We start from the raw sequence: 20602 nt of genomic DNA, 5'->3' as shown, positions 1-20602 counted from the left end.
CACCGCTCAAGCGGATCAGACCGGGACCGTCCTACCGCAAGGCAGGACTACCAACCGTGCGCTCACTAAAGCCCACTGAGAGGTAACGGAGCCGTGCAACCGACCGTAGCCAGCAACGAACCGTCCACCGACCGGCCGGCGGACGTGCCGGACGGCACGCCACCGGGGACGTCGCGCCGGGCGTTGATCGCCGTCGCCGTCGTCGCCGCCCTGCTGGTGGCGGCGACGATCGTGGCGGTGGTGGTGAACGCAGTGGGCTCACGCCCGGTTACCGACGGCGACGTGGCGTGGACGGTGCAGACACCACGCGAGGGGCGGTCCGAGGCGCGGCTGGAGATTCCCGACGGTGCGCCAGAGATTCGGGTGGTGGCCGCTGATCTCGGTGATCAGCTGCTGCGGGCGGAGACTCCGGTCGGCGGTGCGGCGGCGCCGGAGGTGACCACCTCCGACGGCGTGGTCCGGGTCGGACTGACCGATACCGGGCACAACGGTTCCGGCGAGCTGCGCGTCACCGTCCACAGCGATCTGCTCTGGTCGGTCCGGGTGGCGGGCGGGGCAACCCGCACCCGGGTCGATCTGACCGGAGCCCGAGTCTCCCACGTGGACGTCGCGGGCGGTGCCAGCGCATTGGACCTGGCGCTGCCGGAGCCGTCCGGCACGGTCGACGTCCGGATGTCCGGCGGGGTCAGTACCTGGCGGATCGAGTTGCCGCAGCAAACGCCGGTGCGGATCCGGCTGGGCTCCGGGGCGGGCAGCGTCGACCTGGACGGCGAGCGGAGCGACGGGGTCGCCGGCGGCGAGACGGTGGCCTCGACGGACTGGGAGGAGGCCACCGACCGCTACGATGTCGATGCCGTCGCCGGGGTCGCCGACCTCACGGTGACCCGACGGTAACCAGTTGCTGTGACGTTCACCGCGGCGCCGAGTCGGTGGGTGGTGCTGACCGGCTCAGCGCCGCGTCGGAAGGTCCTGTCGCTCCGCGGCATGCGCGCCGAGCGTCGGTGCGCCGCCGTGCAGGAGCGCCTCAGCGGTGCGGACGGCGGCCTCGGGGGCCTCCTCCGGCGCGGGGAACGCCGGCAGGTGCCGGTCGGCCCGGCCGGCGAACAGCGCCACCTCGTAGGCTACCGAGTCCATGTCGGAGCCGGCGTCGAAGACGGCCGCGATGATCGCACCGCCGGGTGTCGCGGCGATGAACAGGAACGCCGTACCCATCTGGACGACGATCTGCCGGACCCGGCCGGTGTCGGCATGCTGACCGACCGCGACGGCGAGGGCGCGTAGACCCGCCACCAGGCCGGACAACTGCTCGCCCAGCTCGTGGTCGACCCCTTTGGACCAGGCCAGGAGGATTCCGTCGGGGGAGAGTGCCACCGCCTGTTGCGCCTGCGGCACCCGGTCCACCAGGTCGTCCAGCAGCCGGGAGACGTCACCAGTGGTGACCACGGGGTATGCCATGGAGGGTCTCTCTTTCGGTCGGTGCGCGTTGCCGGCCAAACAGTACCCTCGGCCCGACCCGTCAGTGCGTAACGGCACGAATCACCGGAATAGATTTCTGATCCACGGTGGAGGCGCGGGCAGCGCCTGCGGCGAGTGGGACGACGAGCGGGGTGCCGCTCGCCGGATCCTCGATGACCAGCACCCGCAGCCCGAACACCTCCCGGACCAGTTCGGGAGTCAGGATCTCTGCCGGGGCGCCGCTGGCCAGCACCTGTCCGTCCTTCATCGCGACCAGGTGCCGGGCGTAGCGCGCGGCGAGGTTGAGATCGTGCAGCACCATCACCACGGTGCGGCCACCCTCCCGGTGCAGTCGGTCCACCAGTTCGAGTACGTCGATCTGGTGTGCCAGGTCGAGATAGGTGGTCGGCTCGTCGAGCAGCAGGATGTCGGTGCCCTGGGCGAGTGCCATCGAGATCCAGGCCCGTTGCCGCTGACCGCCGGAGAGCGTGTCCACCGGACGTTCGGCCAGATCGGTGAGGTCGGTCCAGGCCAGTGCCTGGGCGACGACCTCTTCATCGGCCCGGGACCACTGGCGCAGCCAGGTCTGATGCGGCTGGCGGCCGCGTGCGACCAGATCGGCCACGGTGAGCCCGTCCGGCGCGGTCGGAGCCTGCGGCAGGATGCCGAGTCGGCGGGCGACCTCCCGGGTCGGCAACCGCTGGATCCGCTCGCCGTCGAGGAGTACCTCCCCGGCGGTGGGCCGCAGCAGCCGGCCGAGGGCGCGGAGCAGGGTCGATTTGCCGCAGCCGTTCGGCCCGACGATCGCGGTGACCGATCCGTCGACGATGTCCAGGTCCAGCTGCGGGACAACCACCTGGTGGCCGTACCCGAGCCGTAGCGCCCGGGCCCGTAGCCGGGGTGAGTTCCCGGTAGGTCGGGTGTCCCGCGGTCCGGGTCCGGACGCAGTCACCGGCAGTTCTGCGAGGTTGGTCATGGGTTGCTCCTCGGCTTCGGTCGGCGCGTCCCGCGTTTCATGAAGGGTAGCCTTACCGAAGCTCCGGTTCCACATCAAGGCCTGGTGTCGAGTCTCCGCCGGCTAGGTACTCTCGGTAGTGGCCCGTCGAGTTTCCGTGACGTGCGATGGCCTGAACTGGGCATCTGTTTCCGGTTTTCGACTACTCGAGGTGACCTTCGTTGGTCGACGAGCTCCGTTCGCTGGCTTGGCCGCACCCTTGACTCCCTCTCGTGGTGCCCAGTAGCGTCTCAGAATAAGAACCTAGAACCACATTATGAGTCGCAATGAACTGGGGACAGCCATGAGATTGCGTACCTTGCGGGTGGTCGGCGCCGCGCTGCTGATCACTGCCGTCGCCGCGGCCTGTGCGGAGAACCAGGACCCGGGCGGTGAACCTGGCACACCGGCCGAGACGACGACCATCGACTTCGGGGTCGGCGTCGATCCCGCGTACTCGCCGATCTACCTGGCCGATCAGCAGGACCTGTTCGCCGAGGCCGGGCTCGACGTCACCGTGACGCAGTACCAGGAAGGCACCGGTGGCCTCGACGCGATCCTCGCCCGCGAGGGTCAGGTCACCGCGAGTACCGAATCGAGCCTGCTCAACCGGGCCACCCGGGGAGACGTGAAGGGCATCGCGGTCTTCTCCCAGTCGCCGGACTTCATCAAGCTCGTGGTCCGCGACGAGATCGGCGAGGTCGCGGACATCTCCCGCTACGGCGTGGTGACCGGAACGGTCAACGAGTACGCCACGAACAAGATTCTCGACAGCTACGACATCAGCCGGGACGCCGTCGAATTCGTCACCTCCTCGCCGGCGGAGATGCCGGCGCTGCTGCAGCGCGGTGACATCGACGGCTTCATCATGTGGGAGCCGTGGCCCTCGCGCGGTGTCGATGGCGGCGGCAAGATCCTGCTCACCAGCGGTGACGTCGGCTACGTCTACAACCTGATCATCGGGGTGGACGGAGCCTGGTACGAGGCCAACCAGGAGGCCGCCGCCACTCTGGTGGACACCATCGGCGAGGCATGTGAGCAGATCACCGCAGATCCGCAGGTCGCCGGTACCGCGACCGAGAACGCCATCGAGGTGCCCGCGGCTGAGGCTGTCGACCTGCTCGACGGCGTGCAGTGCCAGGTCCGTGACTTCACCGACGAGGACCTGCAGCGCTACGCCGAGATCGCCCAGTTCCAGCAGGACAGCGGCATCGTGTCCGACCCGGCCGACCCGGAGGGGGGGGGGGTTGGGGGGGGGGGGGGCTGGGGAGACCCTCCCCCTCCGGTGGAGGGGCACGGGCTTCCCCCCCCCTTCCTCCGGGCTCCCCGGTGCAGGTCCGCGACGTCGACATCCGCTTCGACGACTTCGAGGCGGTCGCCGGGGCGACGCTCGACATCGCCGGTGGGGAGTTCGTCTGCCTGCTCGGCCCCAGCGGCTGCGGCAAATCGACCCTGTTGAATGCAATCGCCGGGTTCGTCCGGCCGGCCGCCGGGCAGGTGCTGTGCGCGGGCGAGCCGGTCACCGGCCCGGACGTCAGCCGGGGCGTGGTGTTCCAAAGCGCAGAGGCCTTGTTCCCGTGGCTGACCGTACGCCAGAACGTCGCGTTCGGCCCCCGGATGCGGGGTGTGCCGCGTGGCCAGCGGGCCGGGATCGTCGACCGCTACCTGACCATGGTCGGCCTCAGCCACAGCGGCGACCGATTCCCCAGCCAACTCTCCGGCGGCATGCGTCAGCGGGCCCAGCTCGCCCGGGTGCTGGCCAACGAGCCGTCGGTGGTGTTGATGGACGAGCCGTTCGGCGCGCTGGACGCCCAGACCCGGCTGGTCATGCAGGCCGAACTCGACCGCATCTGGCGCCAGTCCCGGCCCACCATCCTGTTCGTCACCCACGACATCGGCGAAGCGATCCTGCTCGCCGACCGGATCGTCACCATGACCGCTGGCCCGGCGGCCCGGATCAAGCAGGTGTACCCGGTGGACCTGCCACGGCCGCGGGAACTGACCGATCCGGCCGCCGCCGGGCTGTTCCGCGAACTGCGCGAGGACATCGGCACCGAGGTCGCCCAGACTCTGCGCGCCCAGGGTCTGGACGACGGGCACGGTCTGAACGGAGGTGGCGGCTGATGGCCGTCGACGTGCAACGTCCACCGGCCGCCCGGGCGGCCGGGTTTCGCCCACGCCGCTTCGCTGGCCGGCGTCGACACACCCGTGTCGTGCTGTCGGTGCTGTCGGTGCTGCTCGGCCTGCTCATCTGGGACCTGGTCAGCCGCAACTACACCGCGTTCTTCCTGCCCTCACCCCGGTTGACCTGGCAGGGGGCGGTGGAGCTGGCGACCAACGGGACGCTGTGGGACTCCGTCTGGGCGTCCAGCCAGCGCATCCTCAGTGGCTGGGGGCTGGGCGTACTGATCGGGGTGCCGGTCGGGTTGCTGATGGGCCGCAGCCGGCTACTGCGGCTGATGCTCGACCCGTACATCCAGTTCTTCCGGTTCGTGCCGCCGATCGCCTTCGTCACCCTGGCGATCATCTGGCTCGGTCCGGGTGAGGCCTCGAAGATCGCGTTGATCTTCTACACCACGGTCTTCATCGTTGCGCTGAACACCCTGGCGGGGGTGCTCGCCGTCGACGAGTTGAAACTGCGGGCGGCGCGGGCGCTGGGCGCCGGGCCGGTCCGCACCCTGGCCTCGGTGATCCTGCCGGCCACGGTGCCGTACGCCGTCACCGGCGCCCGGCTGGCGATGGGCAACTCGTTCCTCACCATCGTCTCCGCGGAGATCGTCGCGGCGCAGAGCGGCCTCGGTTCGCTGATCTGGACCGCCCGCAACTACGCCAAGACCGAATGGGTGTTCGTCGGCATCATCGCTCTCGGCCTGCTCGGCTACCTGTTCGACTGGGTGCTGCGCACAGTCGCCCGCGCCAGCCTGCGCCGCTACGGCGTCACCTTCTGACCGGTTCGGGCTCCCGGCACTGGTCGACGCAATCAGCACCCCGTACCGGTGACGTGACCCCATCTGACCGAAAGGTTCCCTCATGCTGTGCATCGGCGTCGACATCGGCGGAACGTTCACCGATGTCATCGTGTACGAACCGGCCACCGGCCGGCTCGCCGAGGCCAAGACACTGTCCACCCCGGCGGACCCGGCGGCGGCGATCCTCGACGGCCTGACCAAGCTCGACGTCCGACTGTCGGACGTCGAGCGGTTCGTACACGGCACCACCAGGGTCACCAACGCCCTGCTGGAAGGTGACGGCGAACCGGTCGCGGTACTCACCACCGAAGGCTTCCGGGACGTACTGGAAATGGGTTTGGGCCACCGTCCCCGCCTGTACAGCGTCAAGGAGACCGCCCGCCCGGCGCTCACCCCACGTCGGATGCGGCACACCGTCCGGGAACGGGTGACCGCCGCCGGCGACGTCGCCGTCCCGCTGGACCTGGCCGGACTCGACGAGGTGACCGACCGGCTGGCCGCCGGTGGGGCCACCGCGGTGGCGATCTGCTTCCTGCACTCGTACCGCAACCCGGGGCACGAGCGGGCCGCCGCCGACCGGATCAGCCGTCGGCACCCGCACCTGTCGTGCAGCATCTCCGCCGAGGTGGTCCCGGAACACGGCGAGTACGAGCGGTTCGCCACCACTGTGCTCAACGCCAGCGTCCGAGGCCCGGTCAGCGAGTACCTGTCGGGCCTCGGCTCGACCCTCGCGGGCAGCGGCTACCGCCACCCGTTGGCGATCATGACCAGCAGCGGCGGCGTGGTCTCCACCGACCAGGCCGGCCGGCTGCCGATCAACCTCGCGCTGTCCGGTCCGGCCGGCGGCGTGGCGGCCAGCGCGTACGTCGCCGGGCTGGCCGGCTTCGACAACGTCATCACCTGCGACATCGGCGGTACGAGTACGGACGTCTGCCTGATCAAGGGCGGCGTGCCGCTGATGACCAACCACGGCACCATCGCCGGGCACCCGAACCGGACCTTCCAGATCGAGATCAACACGATCGGTGCCGGTGGTGGCTCGATCGCCTGGCGTGACCGGGGTGGCGAGCTGCGCGTCGGCCCGCGCAGCGCCGGCTCCGATCCCGGTCCGGCCTGCTACGGCCGGGGCGGCGCGGAACCGACGACCACCGACGCCCACCTGGTGGTCGGCCATCTCGACCCGCACGGGCGGCTGGGCGGCGAGGTCACCCCGCGGCTCGACGAGGCTCGTGCCGCACTCGGGCGGCTGGCCGCCGAACTCGGCGACGGCCTGACCGAGACCGAACTCGCGTACGGCATCCTTCGCCTGGCCACGGTCAAGATGACCAGCGCGATCAAGGAGATCTCGGTGGCCCGCGGCCACGACCCGCGGGAGTTCGTGCTGATGCCGTTCGGCGGCGCCGGACCGATGCACGCCACCGCACTCGCCGACGAGCTGGGTATCCCGCGGGTACTGGTCCCACCGGTACCGGGGAACTTCTCGGCGCTCGGCTTCGTCGCCGCCCGGGCCCGTCACGACTACGTCCGTACCGCGCTGGTCCCCGCCGACTCCGCCGGCCTGGCGAGTGCCCGCGCGCTGGTCGATGAGCTGAAGGCGGCCGCCCGCGACCAGCTCAAGGCCGAGGACGCGGTGGAGGCCGACCAGGTCACCTTCCGGCTGTCGCTGGGGATGCGTTTCCGTGGCCAGAGCTTCGACCTGGCCGTGCCGATGGACGAGCTGCCCGACGAACCCGCCGATCTGATCCGCGCCTTCCACGCCGCCTACCAGGAGCGGTACGCCTACCTTCGTTCGGAGCACCCGGCCGAGATCGTGAACTGCCGGCTCACCGCGTTCGGACCACAGCCCGCCGTCACCTTCGCCGCCCCGCCTGACGGCCCGGCACCCGAGCCCACCACCGTGCCGGTGTGGGGGCCGGACGGCTGGACCGACGCCGCCGTCTGGCAGCGGGGCGAGCTGACCGCCGGCGTACGGATCAGCGGGCCGGCGGTCGTCCGGGAAAGCGGAAGTACCACAGTGGTCGGCGCCGGCTGGTGGGGGCGGGTGGATCCGCACGGGAACCTGCTGCTGGAGCGCGCCTGATGGCCCTCGTCGATCCGCCGGCGTACGACGCCGTACTGCTGCGTCAGGCCCGGCACCAGCCGGACCGGCCGCTGTTCGCCGTCGCCGGCCGGCCCGTCGTCACCGCCGGCGAGTACGCGGCGCTCGCCGGCCGGACCGCCGGCGTGCTCGCCGCAGCCGGTGTCGGCCGCGGCGACCGGATCGCCGTCTGGGCCGAGAACAGCATCGCCTGGCTGGTGCTGCTCGCCGCCGCGGCGTGGCGCGGAGCGGCCCTGGTCACCCTGCACCCCGCCGCGACGGAATCGGAGCTAGCCGCCGCATTGCGTCGGACCCGGCCGGTCCGGCTGTTCGCCGCGCGAGAAATCCGGGACCGCGACGTGACGTCGTGCGCCCGGCGCGCAGCGACCGGGCCGGTCACCTTTCTGCCGGCGGACCAGGCCGGCGACGCCCTCGCCGGCCTGCCCGGTTGGGCCGGACCCCCGCCGGATCCGGTCAGCGACCCCGACGCCCCGCTGAACGTCCAGTTCACCTCGGGATCGACAGGCACCCCGAAGATGGTCGTCCTGACCGGGCGGAATCTGGTCCGCAACGCGACCTGGACGGCCCAGGCCGCCGGGATCGGCTCCGCCGATCGGATCTGCTGTCCGCTACCGTTCGCCCACGCGGCCGGCCTCAGCAGCGGCGTGGTGCTGGCGGCGGTCACCGGGGCGCAGCTGTTCCCGGTGCCGCGGTTTCGTCCCGACGACGTGCTCGACGTCGTGCACCGGCACCGGTGCACGGTCGTGCAACTGGTGCCGACGATGGCGACCATGCTCGCCGAACGACTCGACGAACAGCCGGGGCGGTGGGACCTGGCCGCGCTGCGCCTGGGCTTCCTCGGCGGTGCCAACTGCCCACCGGCCCTGCGCACGCGGGTACGCGACACGCTGCGGCTGCGGCGGTTGGCGGTCGTCTACGGGCAGACCGAGGCCGGTCCGACCATCAGCGTCGACCCCGACGACGGCAGTTGCCCGCCGGACGGCTCCACCGTCGGACGGGTACTCCCCGGGTTGCAGGCCCGGATCGTCGCGGTGGACGCCGACGGGTCGCCCCGGCCGCTGCCCGCCGGAGCAGAGGGTGAACTGCAGGTCCGTGGCGAGTCGGTGAGCCCCGGCTATCTCGACGATCCGGCGGCGAACCGGACGGCGTACGACCCGCAGGGCTGGCTGCGCACCGGCGACCTGGCCCGGCTCGCCGCCGACGGCACCCTGACCCTGACCGGCCGGGTGAAGGACCTGATCATCCGGGGCGGGGAGAACGTCAGCCCGGCCGAGGTCGAGGCGGTCCTGCTGACCTGCGAGGGCGTCGCGCAGGCGTGCGTCGTCGGGGTCGCGTCCCCACGCTGGGGCGAGGAGGTGGTCGCGGTGGTGGTCGCCGCCCCCGGGGCGACCCCGCGCCGCGCCGAACTCGCCGCGGCTGCCGCCGGCAGCCTGTCCCGGCACAAGGTGCCGACCGACTGGCACCTCGTGACCGAACTGCCGCTGCTGCCGTCGGGCAAGGTGGACCGGCGGGCGGTCACCGCGATGATCGACGGAGCGGCACGGTGAATCCAATCAGTTCCTGCTTCCTCGACTCGTTGACGGTGACCAGCTTCTTCGGCAACGCCGAGATGCGTGGGGTGTTCAACGACCGGCAGCTGATGCAGGCGTGGCTCGACGTGGAAGCGGCACTCGCTGGCGCCCAGGCCGACACGGGCGTCATCCCGGCCGGTGCGGCGGCGCAGATCGCCGCCGCCGCCCGGGTCGAGTCGCTGGACCTGGCCGCGGTGGCCGCCGACGCCGCCGACACCGTGCATCCGCTGGTGCCACTGGTACGGGCCCTGACCAGGGCGGCCGGCGACGGCGGCCGCTACGTCCATCTCGGCGCCACCACCCAGGACGTCATGGACACCGGGTTCGTGCTGCGCGCCCGAGCCGGACTGGACATCGTCAGCCGGCAGATCGACGAACTGGTCCGCGTACTGCGCCGGCTCGCCCTGCGGCACCGGGACACGGCGATGGCCGCCCGCACCCACGGGCAGCAGGCCCTGCCGACCACGTTCGGATTGCGCTGCGCGGTCTGGCAGAGCGAACTGCAGCGCCACCGGGAGCGGCTGGCCCAGCTCCGGCCCCGACTGCTGGTGGTCAGCATGGGCGGGGCAGCCGGCACCATGGCCGGCTACGGGCCACGGGCCTTCGACATCGAACGCGCCGTCGCCGACCGGCTTGGGCTGGGCGTTGCCCCGACCCCCTGGCACGCCACCCCGGACCGGGTGGTGGAGTGCCTCACCCTGCTCGGGCTGATCGCCTCCACGGCCGAGAAGCTGGCCCGCGAGGTGTACTTCCTCGGCCGTACCGAGATCGGCGAGGCACACGAGCCGCAGCGCGATACCCAGGTCGGCAGCAGCACGATGCCGCACAAGCGCAACCCGATCCGCTGCGAAGCGGTCATCGCCGCGGCCGGCACGGTCCGTGCACAGGTGCCGCTGGCGATGCAGACGATGGTGTCCCAGGACGACCGGGACATGGGCGTCGGGATGGCGCTGTGGAAGCTGGTGCCGGAGTGTTTCATCCTCGTCGGCGGTGCGCTGCAGCGCCTCAACGAGGTCTTCGCTGGGCTCCGGGTCGACGCCGCCCGGATGCGCGTCAACCTGTCCGCCACCGGCGGCCTGGTGCTGTCGGAGGCGCTGATGCTGCGCCTGGCCGGTCCGCTGGGCCGGGAACAGGCGCACCACCTGGTGATGCGAATCGTGCGGGACAGCCTCGACCACGGTCGGCCGTTCGCCGAGCTGCTGCGCGCCGACCCGCAGGTCAGGGCGGCCCTGTTGGACGCGGAGCTGACCCGGCTGCTCGATCCACTCAGCTACGTCGGACACGCGGCGGCCCTGGTCGACCGCGCCCTACTGCAATCGGAGGCGACGTGACGTCGGTACACCTGCACCGTGCGGAGCGGCTTGCGGTGGTGACACTGGACCGTACCGGTCGGCGCAACAGCTTCGACCTGGCCATGCTCGGGCAGTTCGAGCAGGTGCTGCACGAGCTCGGCCGCGACGACACTGTCGAGGTAGTGCTGCTGACCGGTGCCGGCACAGCGTTCTGCGCCGGCACCGACCTGACCGAACTGGCGACTCTTGACGCCGCCACCACCATGGGCGTGCAGCGGCGCACCGCCGAGCTGGTCGAGCGCTGGTACCGCCTGGAGCAGACCACCGTGACCGCGTTCAACGGTCCGGCGATCGGCTCCGGTGCGATCCTCGGGCTGGCCAGCGACCTGCGCCTCGCCGCCGACACCTGCTTCTTCACGTTCCCCGAGGTGGGCTTCGGCATCCCCTTGACCTGGGGCGGCATGGCGATCCTCGCCGACCTGGTCGGTGCCGACCGGGCCAAACGCTGGCTGCTGCTCGGCGAGCGGATCGACGCGGCCCGGCTGCACCAGCTGGAACTGGTGACCGAGTTGGTGCCGCCCGACCGGGTGGCCGATGCCGGCACCGAACTGGCCCACCGGCTGCTGGCGGTGCCGGCGCTGGGCCGGTCGATGACCAAGCGGACCGCCCGGCTGGCCGGCCCGCGCTTCGACGCGGTGGCCACCGACTCCTATCTGGGTGCGCTGAGCGTCGCGCTGCGGCCTGCCGGCCCGTACCGCCGCCCAGCGGCGGACCGGCATCCGGCGGTGGACCGGTGAAGGTCTACCAGGCGATCGCGGACGCGTTGGTCGATCACCGGGTGGACACCGTGTTCGGCCTGCTCGGCGATGCGAACATGTTCCTGGTGGCCGATCTGGTCGCCCGGCACGGGGTCCGGTTCGTGGCGGCCCGCAACGAGAACGCTGCGGTGATGATGGCCGACGGGTGGGCGCGGGTCACCGGCCGGTGCGCGGTGGCCACGGTCACCCAGGGTCCGGGTCTGGCCGCTGCCGGCCCGGCGTTGACCATCGCCCGGCAGGCGGGCACACCGCTGCTGCTGCTCGCCGGGGACACCCCGGCGAGTGACCCGCTGCACGTGCAGAACTTTCCTCAGCAGCCCTTCGCCCTGGCCACCGCCGGTGCCTTCGTGCCGATGACCGGCGTGTCGACGGTGTCGCGCGACGTCGCAGCCGGGGTCCGCGAGGCCGTCGGGCGACCGGGGCCGGTGGTGCTCGACATTGGGTTGGACCTGCAGGATGAACCGGCCGGGGACCGGCCGGCCGTACCGCTCGGGGCCGCTGTCGCGCCGGCCGGACCACTACCGCTGGCACCCGACCCGATGGCGGTCGCCGGGTTGGCGGACCGACTGCGTCGGGCCCGGCACCCGGTGATCCTCGCCGGCCGAGGCGCGGTGCACGCCGGACCTGAGCTGACCGCGTTGGCCGACCGCGCCGGAGCCGTGCTGGTCACCAGCCTGATGGCCGCCGGCCTGTTCGCGGGCCATCCTTACGCCCTCGGCGTTGCCGGTGGGCTGGCCCGCCCGCTGACCCGGGACGTGCTGCGCGAGGCGGATCTCGTCGCGACGTTCGGTGCCTGCCTTAACCGGTGGACGGCCGATCACGGACAGCTGTTCGGCGCCGCGCAGGTGTACAGCGTCGACCGGGATCCGGCGGCGATCGGTGCCCGCTGGCCGGTGCACGGTGGGCTGGTCGGCGACGCGGCGCTGGCCGCCCGGGCGTTGACCGGGGCACTGGAGTCGGCGCGGCCCGGGTCGGAGCCGGACGGCTGGCGTACGCCGCAGCTGGCCCGGGCGATCCGCGACGCCGACCCGTTCGCCGGACTCGGCCCGGAGCCCACCGGTGCCCGGCACATCGACCCCCGCCGGCTGATGGCGATCTGCGCCCGTCGGTTGCCGCTGCCCCGCACGACGGTAGTCGGCGTCGGCCACTTCGGCGGCTGGCCCAACCTCTACCTGGACTCGCCGGCCGTGGACCGCTCGCTGGTCGCGCCGTGGGAGTTCGGCAGTATCGGCGTCGGTGTGGCGTACGCGATCGGTGCCGCGCTCGGCCGCCCGGACCGCCCGGTGGTGGCGTTCGAGGGCGACGGCAGTCTGCTGACCGCGTTGGGTGAGCTGGACACCCTGGCCCGGGTCGGCGCTCCGGTGCTGGTGATCGTGCTGGACGACGGCGCGTACGGGGCGGAGGTGCGCAAGCTGCGACCGGCCGGTGCTGACCCGGGCATCGCCCGCTTCCCGTACCGGGACCTGGCCGCGGTGGCCGGCGCGCTCGGTGTCACCGCGTACCGGGCGCATGACGAGGCCTCCGTTTCGGCGGCGTTCGACGCGCTGCTGCCGCTGACCGGGCCGGTGCTGCTGCACGTGAAGGTAGATCCGGATGTCGTGCAGCAGCACTTCTGAGCCGGTCGCCGGTCAGCTGCCCCAGATCTGTCCGACGCCGTGGCCCAGCTGGCGGGACAGCTCGTCGGCGGTGCGGACCGCGGCGGTGGCGAGCGTGGCGACCTGTTGCGGGCTGTCCAGCCGGAAGATCGGGCCGGAGACGCTGATCGACGCGGTCACCGCGCCGAGCCGGTCCCGCACCGGTGCGCCGACGACCCGCAGGCCGTCCTCGCTCTCCTCGTCGTTGAGCGCCCAGCCGCGTTCCCGCACCCCGGCGAGATCGGCCAGGAAGACGTCGATGTCGGTGATCGTGCGTCGGGTCAGCCGGGCCCAGCCTGCCCCGGCCAGCAGCTCGCGGACCTGGTCGTCGTCCATGTCGATCAACAGCGCCTTGCCGGCCGCGCTGCACCACAACGGAATGCGTCGGCCCAGCCGGGAGACCAGCTGCAGGCTGTGCGACCCGGTCACCAGGTCGATCGAGATCGCGTCCAGGCCGTCGCGGATGGCGAGGTTGACCGACTCGCCCTGCTCCTCGGCCAGCTGGTGCAGCAACGGTCGGGCGATGGCGTGCATGTCGAGCCCGGCCAGGAAGCGGGCGCCGAGGTCGAACACGGTGACTCCCAGCCGGTACGCGCCGGTCTCCTCGTTGCGCTGCAGGAAGCCGGCGTCGGCGAGCGCCCGGAACAACCGGCTGGCGGTCGACTTGTGCAGCCCGAGCTCCCGGCTGACGTCACTGACCTTGCGTTCGGGGGTGTCGCGCCGGAACGCAAGCAGCACGGCCAGCGCGCGATCGAGTGCCTGGGTGCCGGACTCGCGACCGGGGTCGGTGACAGACGACATCTTGCCTTCCCATCCCTGAAGTTGATAGGTTCATAATATAACACAAGGCTCACATGATGGTCCAATCGGTGGTGGTCCATCCGGTTGTGGTCCGTCCCTGTCAGCATTGCGAGGCCCGCATGCCCCTGAACCCGATCGATCTCGAGATCGTCACCGAAGGGCTGATCTCGATCGTGCGGGAGATGCGCCAGACGATCTTCCGCACGGCGCACTCCCCGGTGATCGCCGACGCGCAGGACTTCTCGTGCGCGTTGTTCAACGCGGACGGCGAGATGGTCGCCCAGGGCCGCGACATGCCCGGCCACGTCATCGCGATGCCGGCATCGGTGAAGGAGATCTTCGCCGACTACCGTGACGAGTTCCGGCCCGGTGACATCTACCTGGTCAACGACCCGTACCGCGGCGGCAGCCACCTCAACGACGTCACGCTGATCAGCCCGGTGTTCGTCGACGGAGAGCTGTTCCTGTTCCCCTGCGTACGCATGCACTGGGCCGACATCGGCGGCATGACACCCGGCAGCGTCTCCGGGAAGGCCACCGAGATCCTGCAGGAAGGGCTGCGGGTTCCACCGATCCGACTGGTCGACGCGGGCCAGCCCAACATCGCCGCGACGCGGATCCTCTTCGCCAACGTCCGGATGGCCGACGAACGTCAGGGAGACCTGGAGTCCAGCATCGCCGCCTGCCACACCGCGCAGCGCCGGCTACGCGAACTCGTCGACCGGTACGGCCGCGACCTGATCCTCGGCTGCGTCGAGGCCAACATGGACCGCACCGAGCGGCGACTACGCGACCAGATCCGCGACCTGCCGGACGGCACCTACCACTACGAGGACTACCTCGATCTCTACACCGACGGCGAGTACGACGCCGCCCTGGTGCGCTGCGCGTTGACCATCACCGGTGACCAACTCGTCGCCGACTTCCGCGGCTCGTCGCCGCAGGTCGCCGCCGTCGTCAACTCGTCGCTCGCAATGACCACCGCCGGGGTCTTCATCGCCGTCAAGTCCGCGTTGGACCCTGGCGGGCTGGTCAACCACGGCGCCTTCCGGCCACTGACCGTGCACACCGACCCGGGAACCGTCGTACACGTCACCTACCCGGCACCGGCCAACGCGCACAGCGAGGTCCGCAAACGGGTCATCTCCGCGGTGATGGCCGCCCTCAGCCAGGTCGCTCCGGACCTGATCGCCGCCGACCAGTTCGGTACGACCTTCCAGAACCTGATCGGCGGCATCGACGAACGCACCGGCCAGCCGTACCTCTACTACGATTACCCGGCCGGCGGTAACGGAGGATTCCTCGGGTCCGACGGCCCGAGCGCGATGAACCCCGTCGATCTCGGCGACATCTCCACCATCCAGTCCGTCGAACGGCTGGAAACCGAGATCCCGATCCTCGTCGAAGCGTGTGAGCTGCGTACCGGCTCCGGCGGCGCCGGCCGGCACCGCGGCGGCCTCGGTGCCCGACGGGCCACCCGGCTGCTGGCCACCAGCGGTGCCTACTCGGTACAGACCGACCGCACCACCGTCGCGCCGTACGGACTCTCCACCGGCGCGCCCGGCGCCCCCACCGCCACCTACCTGCGCCGCACCGGCCGGCGGATCGACTTCGACACCCCCGGCAAGGTCGCCGGGCACCGGATGCGCGAAGGCGACGTCCTGGTGATGGAGTCAGCCGGCGGCGGCGGCTGGGGCGACCCGCTCACCCGCGACCCCGACCTGGTGGCCGCCGACGTCGCAGCCGGCTACCTCACCACCGACCAGGCCCTCGACCGCTACGGCGTGGTCTGCGACGACACCGGTCTCCTCGACGAAGCGGCCACCGGCGGCGCCCGCGACCAGGCCCGCGCCGCTCGCCACTGGTACCAGGTCACCACCAGTACCGGGCCGGCCTACACCGGGCAGCGGGGCCGCCGTCGCCTCGTCTACACCAACCCCGCCGACGGTCTGCCCGCCGACACGCTGATCGAACTGCACGGCGCCCACCCCGCACCGCTGCGTGCCTGGGTGCGCCACGACCCCGGCGTCGCCCGGCACCAGGCCGCGCTCGACGACGACGGGCTGCGGATCCTCGGCGCCCAGCCCGGTGACCGCTGCCTGCTGCGGGTCCTGCGCGACGCCCCGGCCCCGACAGGAGGACCGCGATGAGCAAGGTGTTCCGACTACCCGCACCGACCCGGGGCACCACGACCCGCACCCGGCGACCGGACTCCGCTGACGCCGCCCGCCCCGCCCCGGCAGGCCGCCGACCCGGTATCGTCGCCGGTTACCTCAGCCCGCACCCGCCGCACCTGATCTACGGCGAGAACCCGCCGCAGAACGAACCCCGGTCACAAGGCGGTTGGGAAGTGCTGCGCTGGGCGTACCATCGACTCCGCCGCCGGATTCGCGAGGTGCACCGGCCCGACGTGCTGATCGTGCATGCCCCGCACTGGATCACCATGGTCGGCCACCACGTCAACTGTGTACCCAACCCGCGCGGCATCTCCGTAGAGCCGATCTTCCCGCATCTGTTCCGCTACCACTACGACTTCCACACCGACGTACCACTCGCCGAGGCCATCGCCGACGAAGCCGCCGACCTCGGCCTGGTCACCAGCAAGCTGCACGACCCCGGGGTACGGGTCGACTACGCCACCATCGGCGCACTACACATGGTCAACCCCGACTGGGACATCCCGGTGGTGTCGCTGTCGGCCAACAACAACCCGTACTTCTACTCCGACGCGTCCCTCGGCCAGATGGAGGTGCTCGGCGAAGCGACCCGCCGGGCGATCGAGAACACCGGCCGACGCGCCGTGCTACTCGCCTCCAACTCCCTGTCCCACCTGCACTGGCACGAGGAACCCCAGCTGCCCGAGGACATGGAACGCGAGCACCCGTACAACAACCACCAGTACCGCTGGGACATGAAGCTGCTGGAAACGATTCGCCAGGGGCCGACCAGCCGGTTACGCGAACTCATCCCCGAGCACATCGAAGCCACCGCCTCCGAGACGAAGGCCGGCAGCCTCACCTGGCTGCTGTCCGCGCTCGGCTGGCCGGACATCGCCGGCGACGTGCTCGGCTACGGCACGATCATCGGAACCGGCAACGCGGTGGTCGAGTGGACACCGGAGAACGTCGATGACTGACCGTGGAATCCAGGCCGGCGTACTGCTGCCCGGCATGCCGCATCTGCTCGCCGACAAGCCCGCCACCAGTTGGGCGGCGCTGGCCGACTCCGCCCGTACGGTCGGCGACCGGCTGCGTGCCATCGAGCCGGACGTCGTCCTGCTGCTGTCCACCCAGTGGTTCACCGTGCTCGGCCACCAGTTCCAGTGCGACCCGAACCCGCGTGGGGCGCACACCGACGAGAACTGGTACGCCTACGACTACGGCCACCTCAGCTACGACCTGCGCTTCGACGTAGAGTTCACCGAACGCTGGGCGGCCCGGGTGGACGCCGACGGCATGCAGGCACGCCGCACCCGCTACCAGGGCTTCCCGATCGATACCGGGACCATCGTCACCTCCACGCTGCTCGACCCGCAGCGCACCCTGCGCTGGGCGCAGGTGTCGTGCAACCTGTACGCCGACGCCGACACCCTCGCCCAGGTCGGCCGGGCCGGCGCCGAGGCGGCCCGTGACGCCGGTGTCCGAGCGGCGGTGGTGGTGGTCAGCGGACTGTCCTCCGGGCTCATCCAGCAGTGGATCGAGCCGGACCAGGACCGCATCGCCGAGCCGGCACACGACCGGTGGAACGAACGAATCTTGCAGATGCTGACCGCCGGCGACACCGACCAAGTCCTCGCGGTCCGCGAAGACTACGCCCGCCAGGCCCAGGCCGACAGCCAGTTCCGGGCTTTCGCCTTCCTCGCCGGCACCGGAGTCGCCGCAACCCCGGGGCAACTGCACAGCTACGGAGCACTGTGGGGCACCGGCGCTGCCGTCCTGTCCTGGAATCTGCCGGCACCCGCGTGAACGGCGCCGGCCCGCACCGCATGACCGACAGCCCGACCAGCGGGCACCCGAAACACCAACGACAGGAGGAACCCGATGCGTAACGCCGCTGCGGGCTTCGTCGAAGCCGAGGGATTCATTCCGATCTTCGACGCGGTGGACGCCATGGTCAAGGCGACCGAGGTCGAAGTAACCGGAGTCGTACGCCTCGGCGGCGGAATCGTCGCCGTGGCGGTCCGCGGCGACCTCGCCACAGTGGAGGAAGCCGTCGACATCGGCGAGGAGACTGCCCGAGCCAAGACCGGTCGCCCGGTCCGGTCGATCGTCTTCGCCAGCCCATGCGACGCGGTCACCGCGCTGGCCATCGACCCCGGACTCGTCGGCAACTGAGCCGGCCCGGCCGGCGACACAGCCAGAAGGAGAAGTGCCATGTCCTCAGAGAAGGCGATCGGAATCGTGGAGACCCGGGGCATCGTCGCCCTCTCCGCAGGGATCGAAGCCATGATCAAGACCGCGGACGTACGGTGTATCGCCGTCGAACGGGTCACTAGCGGCTATCTCGCCGCTGCTGTGCAGGGCACCCTGGCGGCCGTACGGCAGGCAGTGTCAGCCGGCGAGGCCGCCATCCGTCAACACGGTGACCTGCGCAGCTCGCAGATCTACCCCAAGCCGCATCCGGCCACCTCGGCACTGCTGGAGGAGGGCGAGTCGACCCGGATCCGGGTTGTCATGGCGTCGCTGCAAGGTGACAGCTGATGATCCTCGCGGAAGTGCTCGGCAAGGTCTGGCCCGACCGGATCGTCGCGACCCTTCAGGGTCGCCGCCTGGTGTTGATTCGCGAGCATCCGGACGGGCCGCAGCGGGTCGCCGTCGACCTGATGAACGCCGGCACCGGCAGCACCGTCCTGGTCGCCACCGACGAGGCGGCCGCCGCCGCGACCGGTGAAGCGACAGTCGACGCTGCCGTCGTGGCCCTGGTCGCTGACCAGGGCAGCGGCGTCGCCACCAAGGACTGACCCCCGACACATCCCCGTACCGGCAACGGAAGGTTGAACATGGCAGCCATCGCACCGACGTCGCCCGCTCTGTGGCACCCCGACCTGTACGTCGGTCGGCCCGCCGCCGACGGCCCCGGCCTGTTGCGTAGTTTCGTCGACGGCCGGTTCGTCGATGCGGGGAAGCGGTTTGCGAAGGTGTCGCCGGTGTCCGGGGAGACGGTGTTCGAGGTGGCGGAGGCCGATTCTGCGACGGTCGACGCGGCGGTGGCGGCGGCGCGGTCGGCGTTGCGCGGGCCGTGGGGCGGCATGGCCGAGCGGGACCGGGCGGCGGTGTTGCGGGCGGTGGCCGACGAGTTGGACCGCCGGTTCGATGATCTGGTGGCTGCTGAGGTGGCGGATACCGGTAAGCCGGTCGGTCAGGCCCGGACGTTGGACATTCCGCGTGGGGCGGCGAATTTTCGGGCGTTCGCGGAGATCGCCGCGACGGCGTCGACGGAGTCGTTCACGACGGTCACGTCGTCGGGTGGTCGGGCGTTGAACTACGCGGTCCGTAAGCCTGTCGGCGTGGTCGCGGTGATCGTGCCGTGGAATCTGCCGCTGCTGCTGCTGACGTGGAAGGTGGCTCCGGCGTTGGCGTGCGGCAACGCTGTCGTGGTGAAGCCGTCGGAGGAGACTCCGGCGTCGGCGACGTTGTTGGCGGAGGTGATGGCGGCGGTCGGCGTGCCCGACGGGGTGTTCAACCTGGTGCACGGGTTCGGGCCGGGTGCGGCGGGGGAGTGGCTGACCACCCATCCGGGGGTGGACGCGATCACGTTCACCGGTGAGTCGGCGACGGGGTCGGCGATCATGCGGGCGGCGGCTGACGGGGTGAAGGCGGTGTCGTTCGAGTTGGGCGGCAAGAACGCCGGCCTGGTGTTCGCCGACGCCGACCTGGACGCCGCCGTCGCCGGTTCGGTGCGGTCGTCGTTCACCAACGGCGGTCAGGTGTGTCTGTGCACGGAGCGGCTGTACGTGCAGCGGCCGGTGTTCGACGAGTTCGTGGACCGGCTGGCGGCCGCTGCCCGTGACGCCCGGTACGGTTGGCCCGCCGACGAGACGATTGCGACGATGCCGCTGATCTCGCGGGCGCATCGGGAGAAGGTGCTCGGTTTCTACGACCTGGCCCGCGTCGAAGGTGCCGACGTACGAGCTGGTGGTGGCGTGCCGGCCTTCGGTGATGCCCGCGACGGCGGCGCGTACGTGCAGCCGACGGTGTTGACCGGGTTGGGGCAGTCGGCGCGGCTGGTGTGTGAGGAGGTGTTCGGCCCGGTCTGTCACATCGCCCCGTTCGACACCGAGGAGGAGGCGTTCGCGCTGGCCAACGACTCCGACTACGGGCTGGCCGCGACGGTGTGGACCCGTGATGTGGGGCGGGCGCACCGGGCCGGTGCCCGGTTGGACGCGGGCATCGTGTGGGTGAACACGTGGTTCCTGCGGGACCTGCGTACCCCGTTCGGTGGGGTGAAGGCCTCCGGGGTGGGCCGGGAGGGTGGCGTGCACTCGCTGGACTTCTACTCCGAGTTGACAAACGTCTGTGTGGATCTGACATGAGCGTGACTGTGGATGTTGATGTCGAGGCGGCTGTCGCGGCGCTGACCGGGGCGTACGACTCCGGGGTGCCGTGTGCGCCGTTGCGGGACCGGCTGCGGCCGGTCGGTGACGTGGCGGCCGCGTACGCGGTGCAGCGGGAGTTGGTGGCCGGTTGGACAAGGGCCGGGCGGCGTCGGGTGGGGGCGAAGATCGGGTTGACGTCGCCGGTGGTGCAGGCCGCGTTCGGCGTCTACCAGCCGGATTTCGGGGTGTTGTTCGCCGACATGGCGGTGCCGGATGGTGACGAGGTCGACCTGGGTGGGTTGATCCAGCCCAGGGTGGAGGCGGAGGTGGCGTTCGTGCTGTCGGCGGATCTGCCGGACGGGCCGGCGACCGTGGTCGACGTGCTGCGGGCGACCGACTTCCTGCTGCCGGCGGTCGAGATCGTCGACTCGCGGA

General features: G+C 71.2%; 20 protein-coding genes. 17 read left to right on the top strand and 3 right to left on the bottom strand.

What is annotated here, in order from left to right:
- Window positions 1-93 precede the first annotated feature (93 nt).
- Window positions 94-894 (top strand): hypothetical protein, encoded by an 801-nt coding sequence (locus ACXAHD_RS24185; protein ID WP_475053360.1) that lies wholly within the window; start codon window positions 94-96, stop codon window positions 892-894.
- A gap of 54 nt (window positions 895-948) precedes the next feature.
- Here ACXAHD_RS24185 and ACXAHD_RS24180 read toward each other — a convergent pair whose 3' ends face one another.
- The gene (locus ACXAHD_RS24180; protein ID WP_281555005.1) at window positions 949-1455 is read right to left on the bottom strand and encodes a roadblock/LC7 domain-containing protein; all 507 of its coding nucleotides are present in this window, start codon (window positions 1453-1455) and stop codon (window positions 949-951) included.
- A 61-nt stretch (window positions 1456-1516) separates the two neighbouring features.
- A complete protein-coding gene (locus ACXAHD_RS24175) occupies window positions 1517-2431 on the bottom strand; it encodes an ABC transporter ATP-binding protein (protein ID WP_475053357.1) in 915 nt (304 codons plus the stop codon).
- A gap of 322 nt (window positions 2432-2753) precedes the next feature.
- Here ACXAHD_RS24175 and ACXAHD_RS24170 point away from each other — a divergent pair, with 322 nt between their 5' ends.
- The 8 genes from ACXAHD_RS24170 (at window position 2754) to ACXAHD_RS24135 (ending at window position 12813) form a co-directional block, all read left to right on the top strand.
- A complete protein-coding gene (locus ACXAHD_RS24170; protein WP_475053354.1) occupies window positions 2754-3908 on the top strand; it encodes an ABC transporter substrate-binding protein in 1155 nt (384 codons plus the stop codon).
- Window positions 3800-4573, top strand: a complete 774-nt coding sequence (locus ACXAHD_RS24165; RefSeq protein ID WP_475053366.1) for an ABC transporter ATP-binding protein — start codon at window positions 3800-3802, stop codon at window positions 4571-4573. The genes ACXAHD_RS24170 and ACXAHD_RS24165 overlap by 109 nt, the downstream gene beginning before the upstream one ends.
- The gene (locus tag ACXAHD_RS24160; RefSeq protein ID WP_281555001.1) at window positions 4573-5397 is read left to right on the top strand and encodes an ABC transporter permease; all 825 of its coding nucleotides are present in this window, start codon (window positions 4573-4575) and stop codon (window positions 5395-5397) included. Before ACXAHD_RS24165 ends, ACXAHD_RS24160 begins: the two co-directional genes overlap by 1 nt.
- Before the next feature lie 82 nt (window positions 5398-5479).
- Entirely contained in the window at window positions 5480-7498 is a 2019-nt protein-coding gene (locus ACXAHD_RS24155; protein WP_281555000.1) for a hydantoinase/oxoprolinase family protein, read from the top strand.
- Window positions 7498-9063 carry a class I adenylate-forming enzyme family protein gene (locus ACXAHD_RS24150; protein WP_475053351.1) on the top strand — a complete coding sequence of 522 codons (1566 nt, stop codon included), beginning with the start codon at window positions 7498-7500 and terminating at the stop codon, window positions 9061-9063. Before ACXAHD_RS24155 ends, ACXAHD_RS24150 begins: the two co-directional genes overlap by 1 nt.
- Window positions 9060-10418 (top strand): adenylosuccinate lyase, encoded by a 1359-nt coding sequence (gene purB / locus ACXAHD_RS24145; RefSeq protein WP_281554998.1) that lies wholly within the window; start codon window positions 9060-9062, stop codon window positions 10416-10418. Before ACXAHD_RS24150 ends, purB begins: the two co-directional genes overlap by 4 nt.
- Window positions 10415-11176, top strand: a complete 762-nt coding sequence (locus ACXAHD_RS24140) for an enoyl-CoA hydratase/isomerase family protein (RefSeq protein ID WP_281554997.1) — start codon at window positions 10415-10417, stop codon at window positions 11174-11176. The genes purB and ACXAHD_RS24140 overlap by 4 nt, the downstream gene beginning before the upstream one ends.
- Window positions 11173-12813 (top strand): thiamine pyrophosphate-binding protein, encoded by a 1641-nt coding sequence (locus ACXAHD_RS24135; RefSeq protein WP_475053348.1) that lies wholly within the window; start codon window positions 11173-11175, stop codon window positions 12811-12813. Before ACXAHD_RS24140 ends, ACXAHD_RS24135 begins: the two co-directional genes overlap by 4 nt.
- 12 nt (window positions 12814-12825) lie before the next feature.
- On the opposite strand, the gene ACXAHD_RS24130 is transcribed toward ACXAHD_RS24135, so the two are convergent.
- On the bottom strand, window positions 12826-13632 hold the full coding sequence (locus tag ACXAHD_RS24130) for an IclR family transcriptional regulator (protein WP_289212885.1): 807 nt from the start codon (window positions 13630-13632) through the stop codon (window positions 12826-12828).
- 119 nt (window positions 13633-13751) lie between these two features.
- Between ACXAHD_RS24130 and ACXAHD_RS24125 the strand changes: the two genes are divergently transcribed.
- The 8 genes from ACXAHD_RS24125 to ACXAHD_RS24090 all read left to right on the top strand — a co-directional run.
- A complete protein-coding gene (locus ACXAHD_RS24125) occupies window positions 13752-15782 on the top strand; it encodes a hydantoinase B/oxoprolinase family protein (protein WP_475053346.1) in 2031 nt (676 codons plus the stop codon).
- Window positions 15779-16768, top strand: a complete 990-nt coding sequence (locus ACXAHD_RS24120) for a DODA-type extradiol aromatic ring-opening family dioxygenase (RefSeq protein ID WP_281554993.1) — start codon at window positions 15779-15781, stop codon at window positions 16766-16768. The genes ACXAHD_RS24125 and ACXAHD_RS24120 overlap by 4 nt, the downstream gene beginning before the upstream one ends.
- Window positions 16761-17597, top strand: a complete 837-nt coding sequence (locus ACXAHD_RS24115; protein WP_281554992.1) for a DODA-type extradiol aromatic ring-opening family dioxygenase — start codon at window positions 16761-16763, stop codon at window positions 17595-17597. The genes ACXAHD_RS24120 and ACXAHD_RS24115 overlap by 8 nt, the downstream gene beginning before the upstream one ends.
- A 75-nt stretch (window positions 17598-17672) precedes the next feature.
- Window positions 17673-17966 (top strand): BMC domain-containing protein, encoded by a 294-nt coding sequence (locus ACXAHD_RS24110; RefSeq protein WP_278169253.1) that lies wholly within the window; start codon window positions 17673-17675, stop codon window positions 17964-17966.
- Between the two features lie 39 nt (window positions 17967-18005).
- Window positions 18006-18332 carry a BMC domain-containing protein gene (locus ACXAHD_RS24105; RefSeq protein WP_281554991.1) on the top strand — a complete coding sequence of 109 codons (327 nt, stop codon included), beginning with the start codon at window positions 18006-18008 and terminating at the stop codon, window positions 18330-18332.
- Window positions 18332-18592: a EutN/CcmL family microcompartment protein gene (locus tag ACXAHD_RS24100; RefSeq protein ID WP_281554990.1), complete on the top strand. Its 261-nt coding sequence runs from the start codon at window positions 18332-18334 to the stop codon at window positions 18590-18592. The genes ACXAHD_RS24105 and ACXAHD_RS24100 overlap by 1 nt, the downstream gene beginning before the upstream one ends.
- A 39-nt stretch (window positions 18593-18631) precedes the next feature.
- Window positions 18632-20164: a 2-hydroxymuconic semialdehyde dehydrogenase gene (locus ACXAHD_RS24095; protein ID WP_475053342.1), complete on the top strand. Its 1533-nt coding sequence runs from the start codon at window positions 18632-18634 to the stop codon at window positions 20162-20164.
- A gap of 8 nt (window positions 20165-20172) precedes the next feature.
- Window positions 20173-20602: 2-keto-4-pentenoate hydratase (locus ACXAHD_RS24090; protein ID WP_475053363.1), on the top strand; the 430-nt coding region annotated here is incomplete at its 3' end.

It is taken from the genome of Micromonospora sp. ABR4_055, assembly GCF_056160425.1.
The sequence above is the reverse complement of the archived record's forward strand: the minus strand, read 5'-3'. Positions and strand labels throughout refer to the sequence as shown.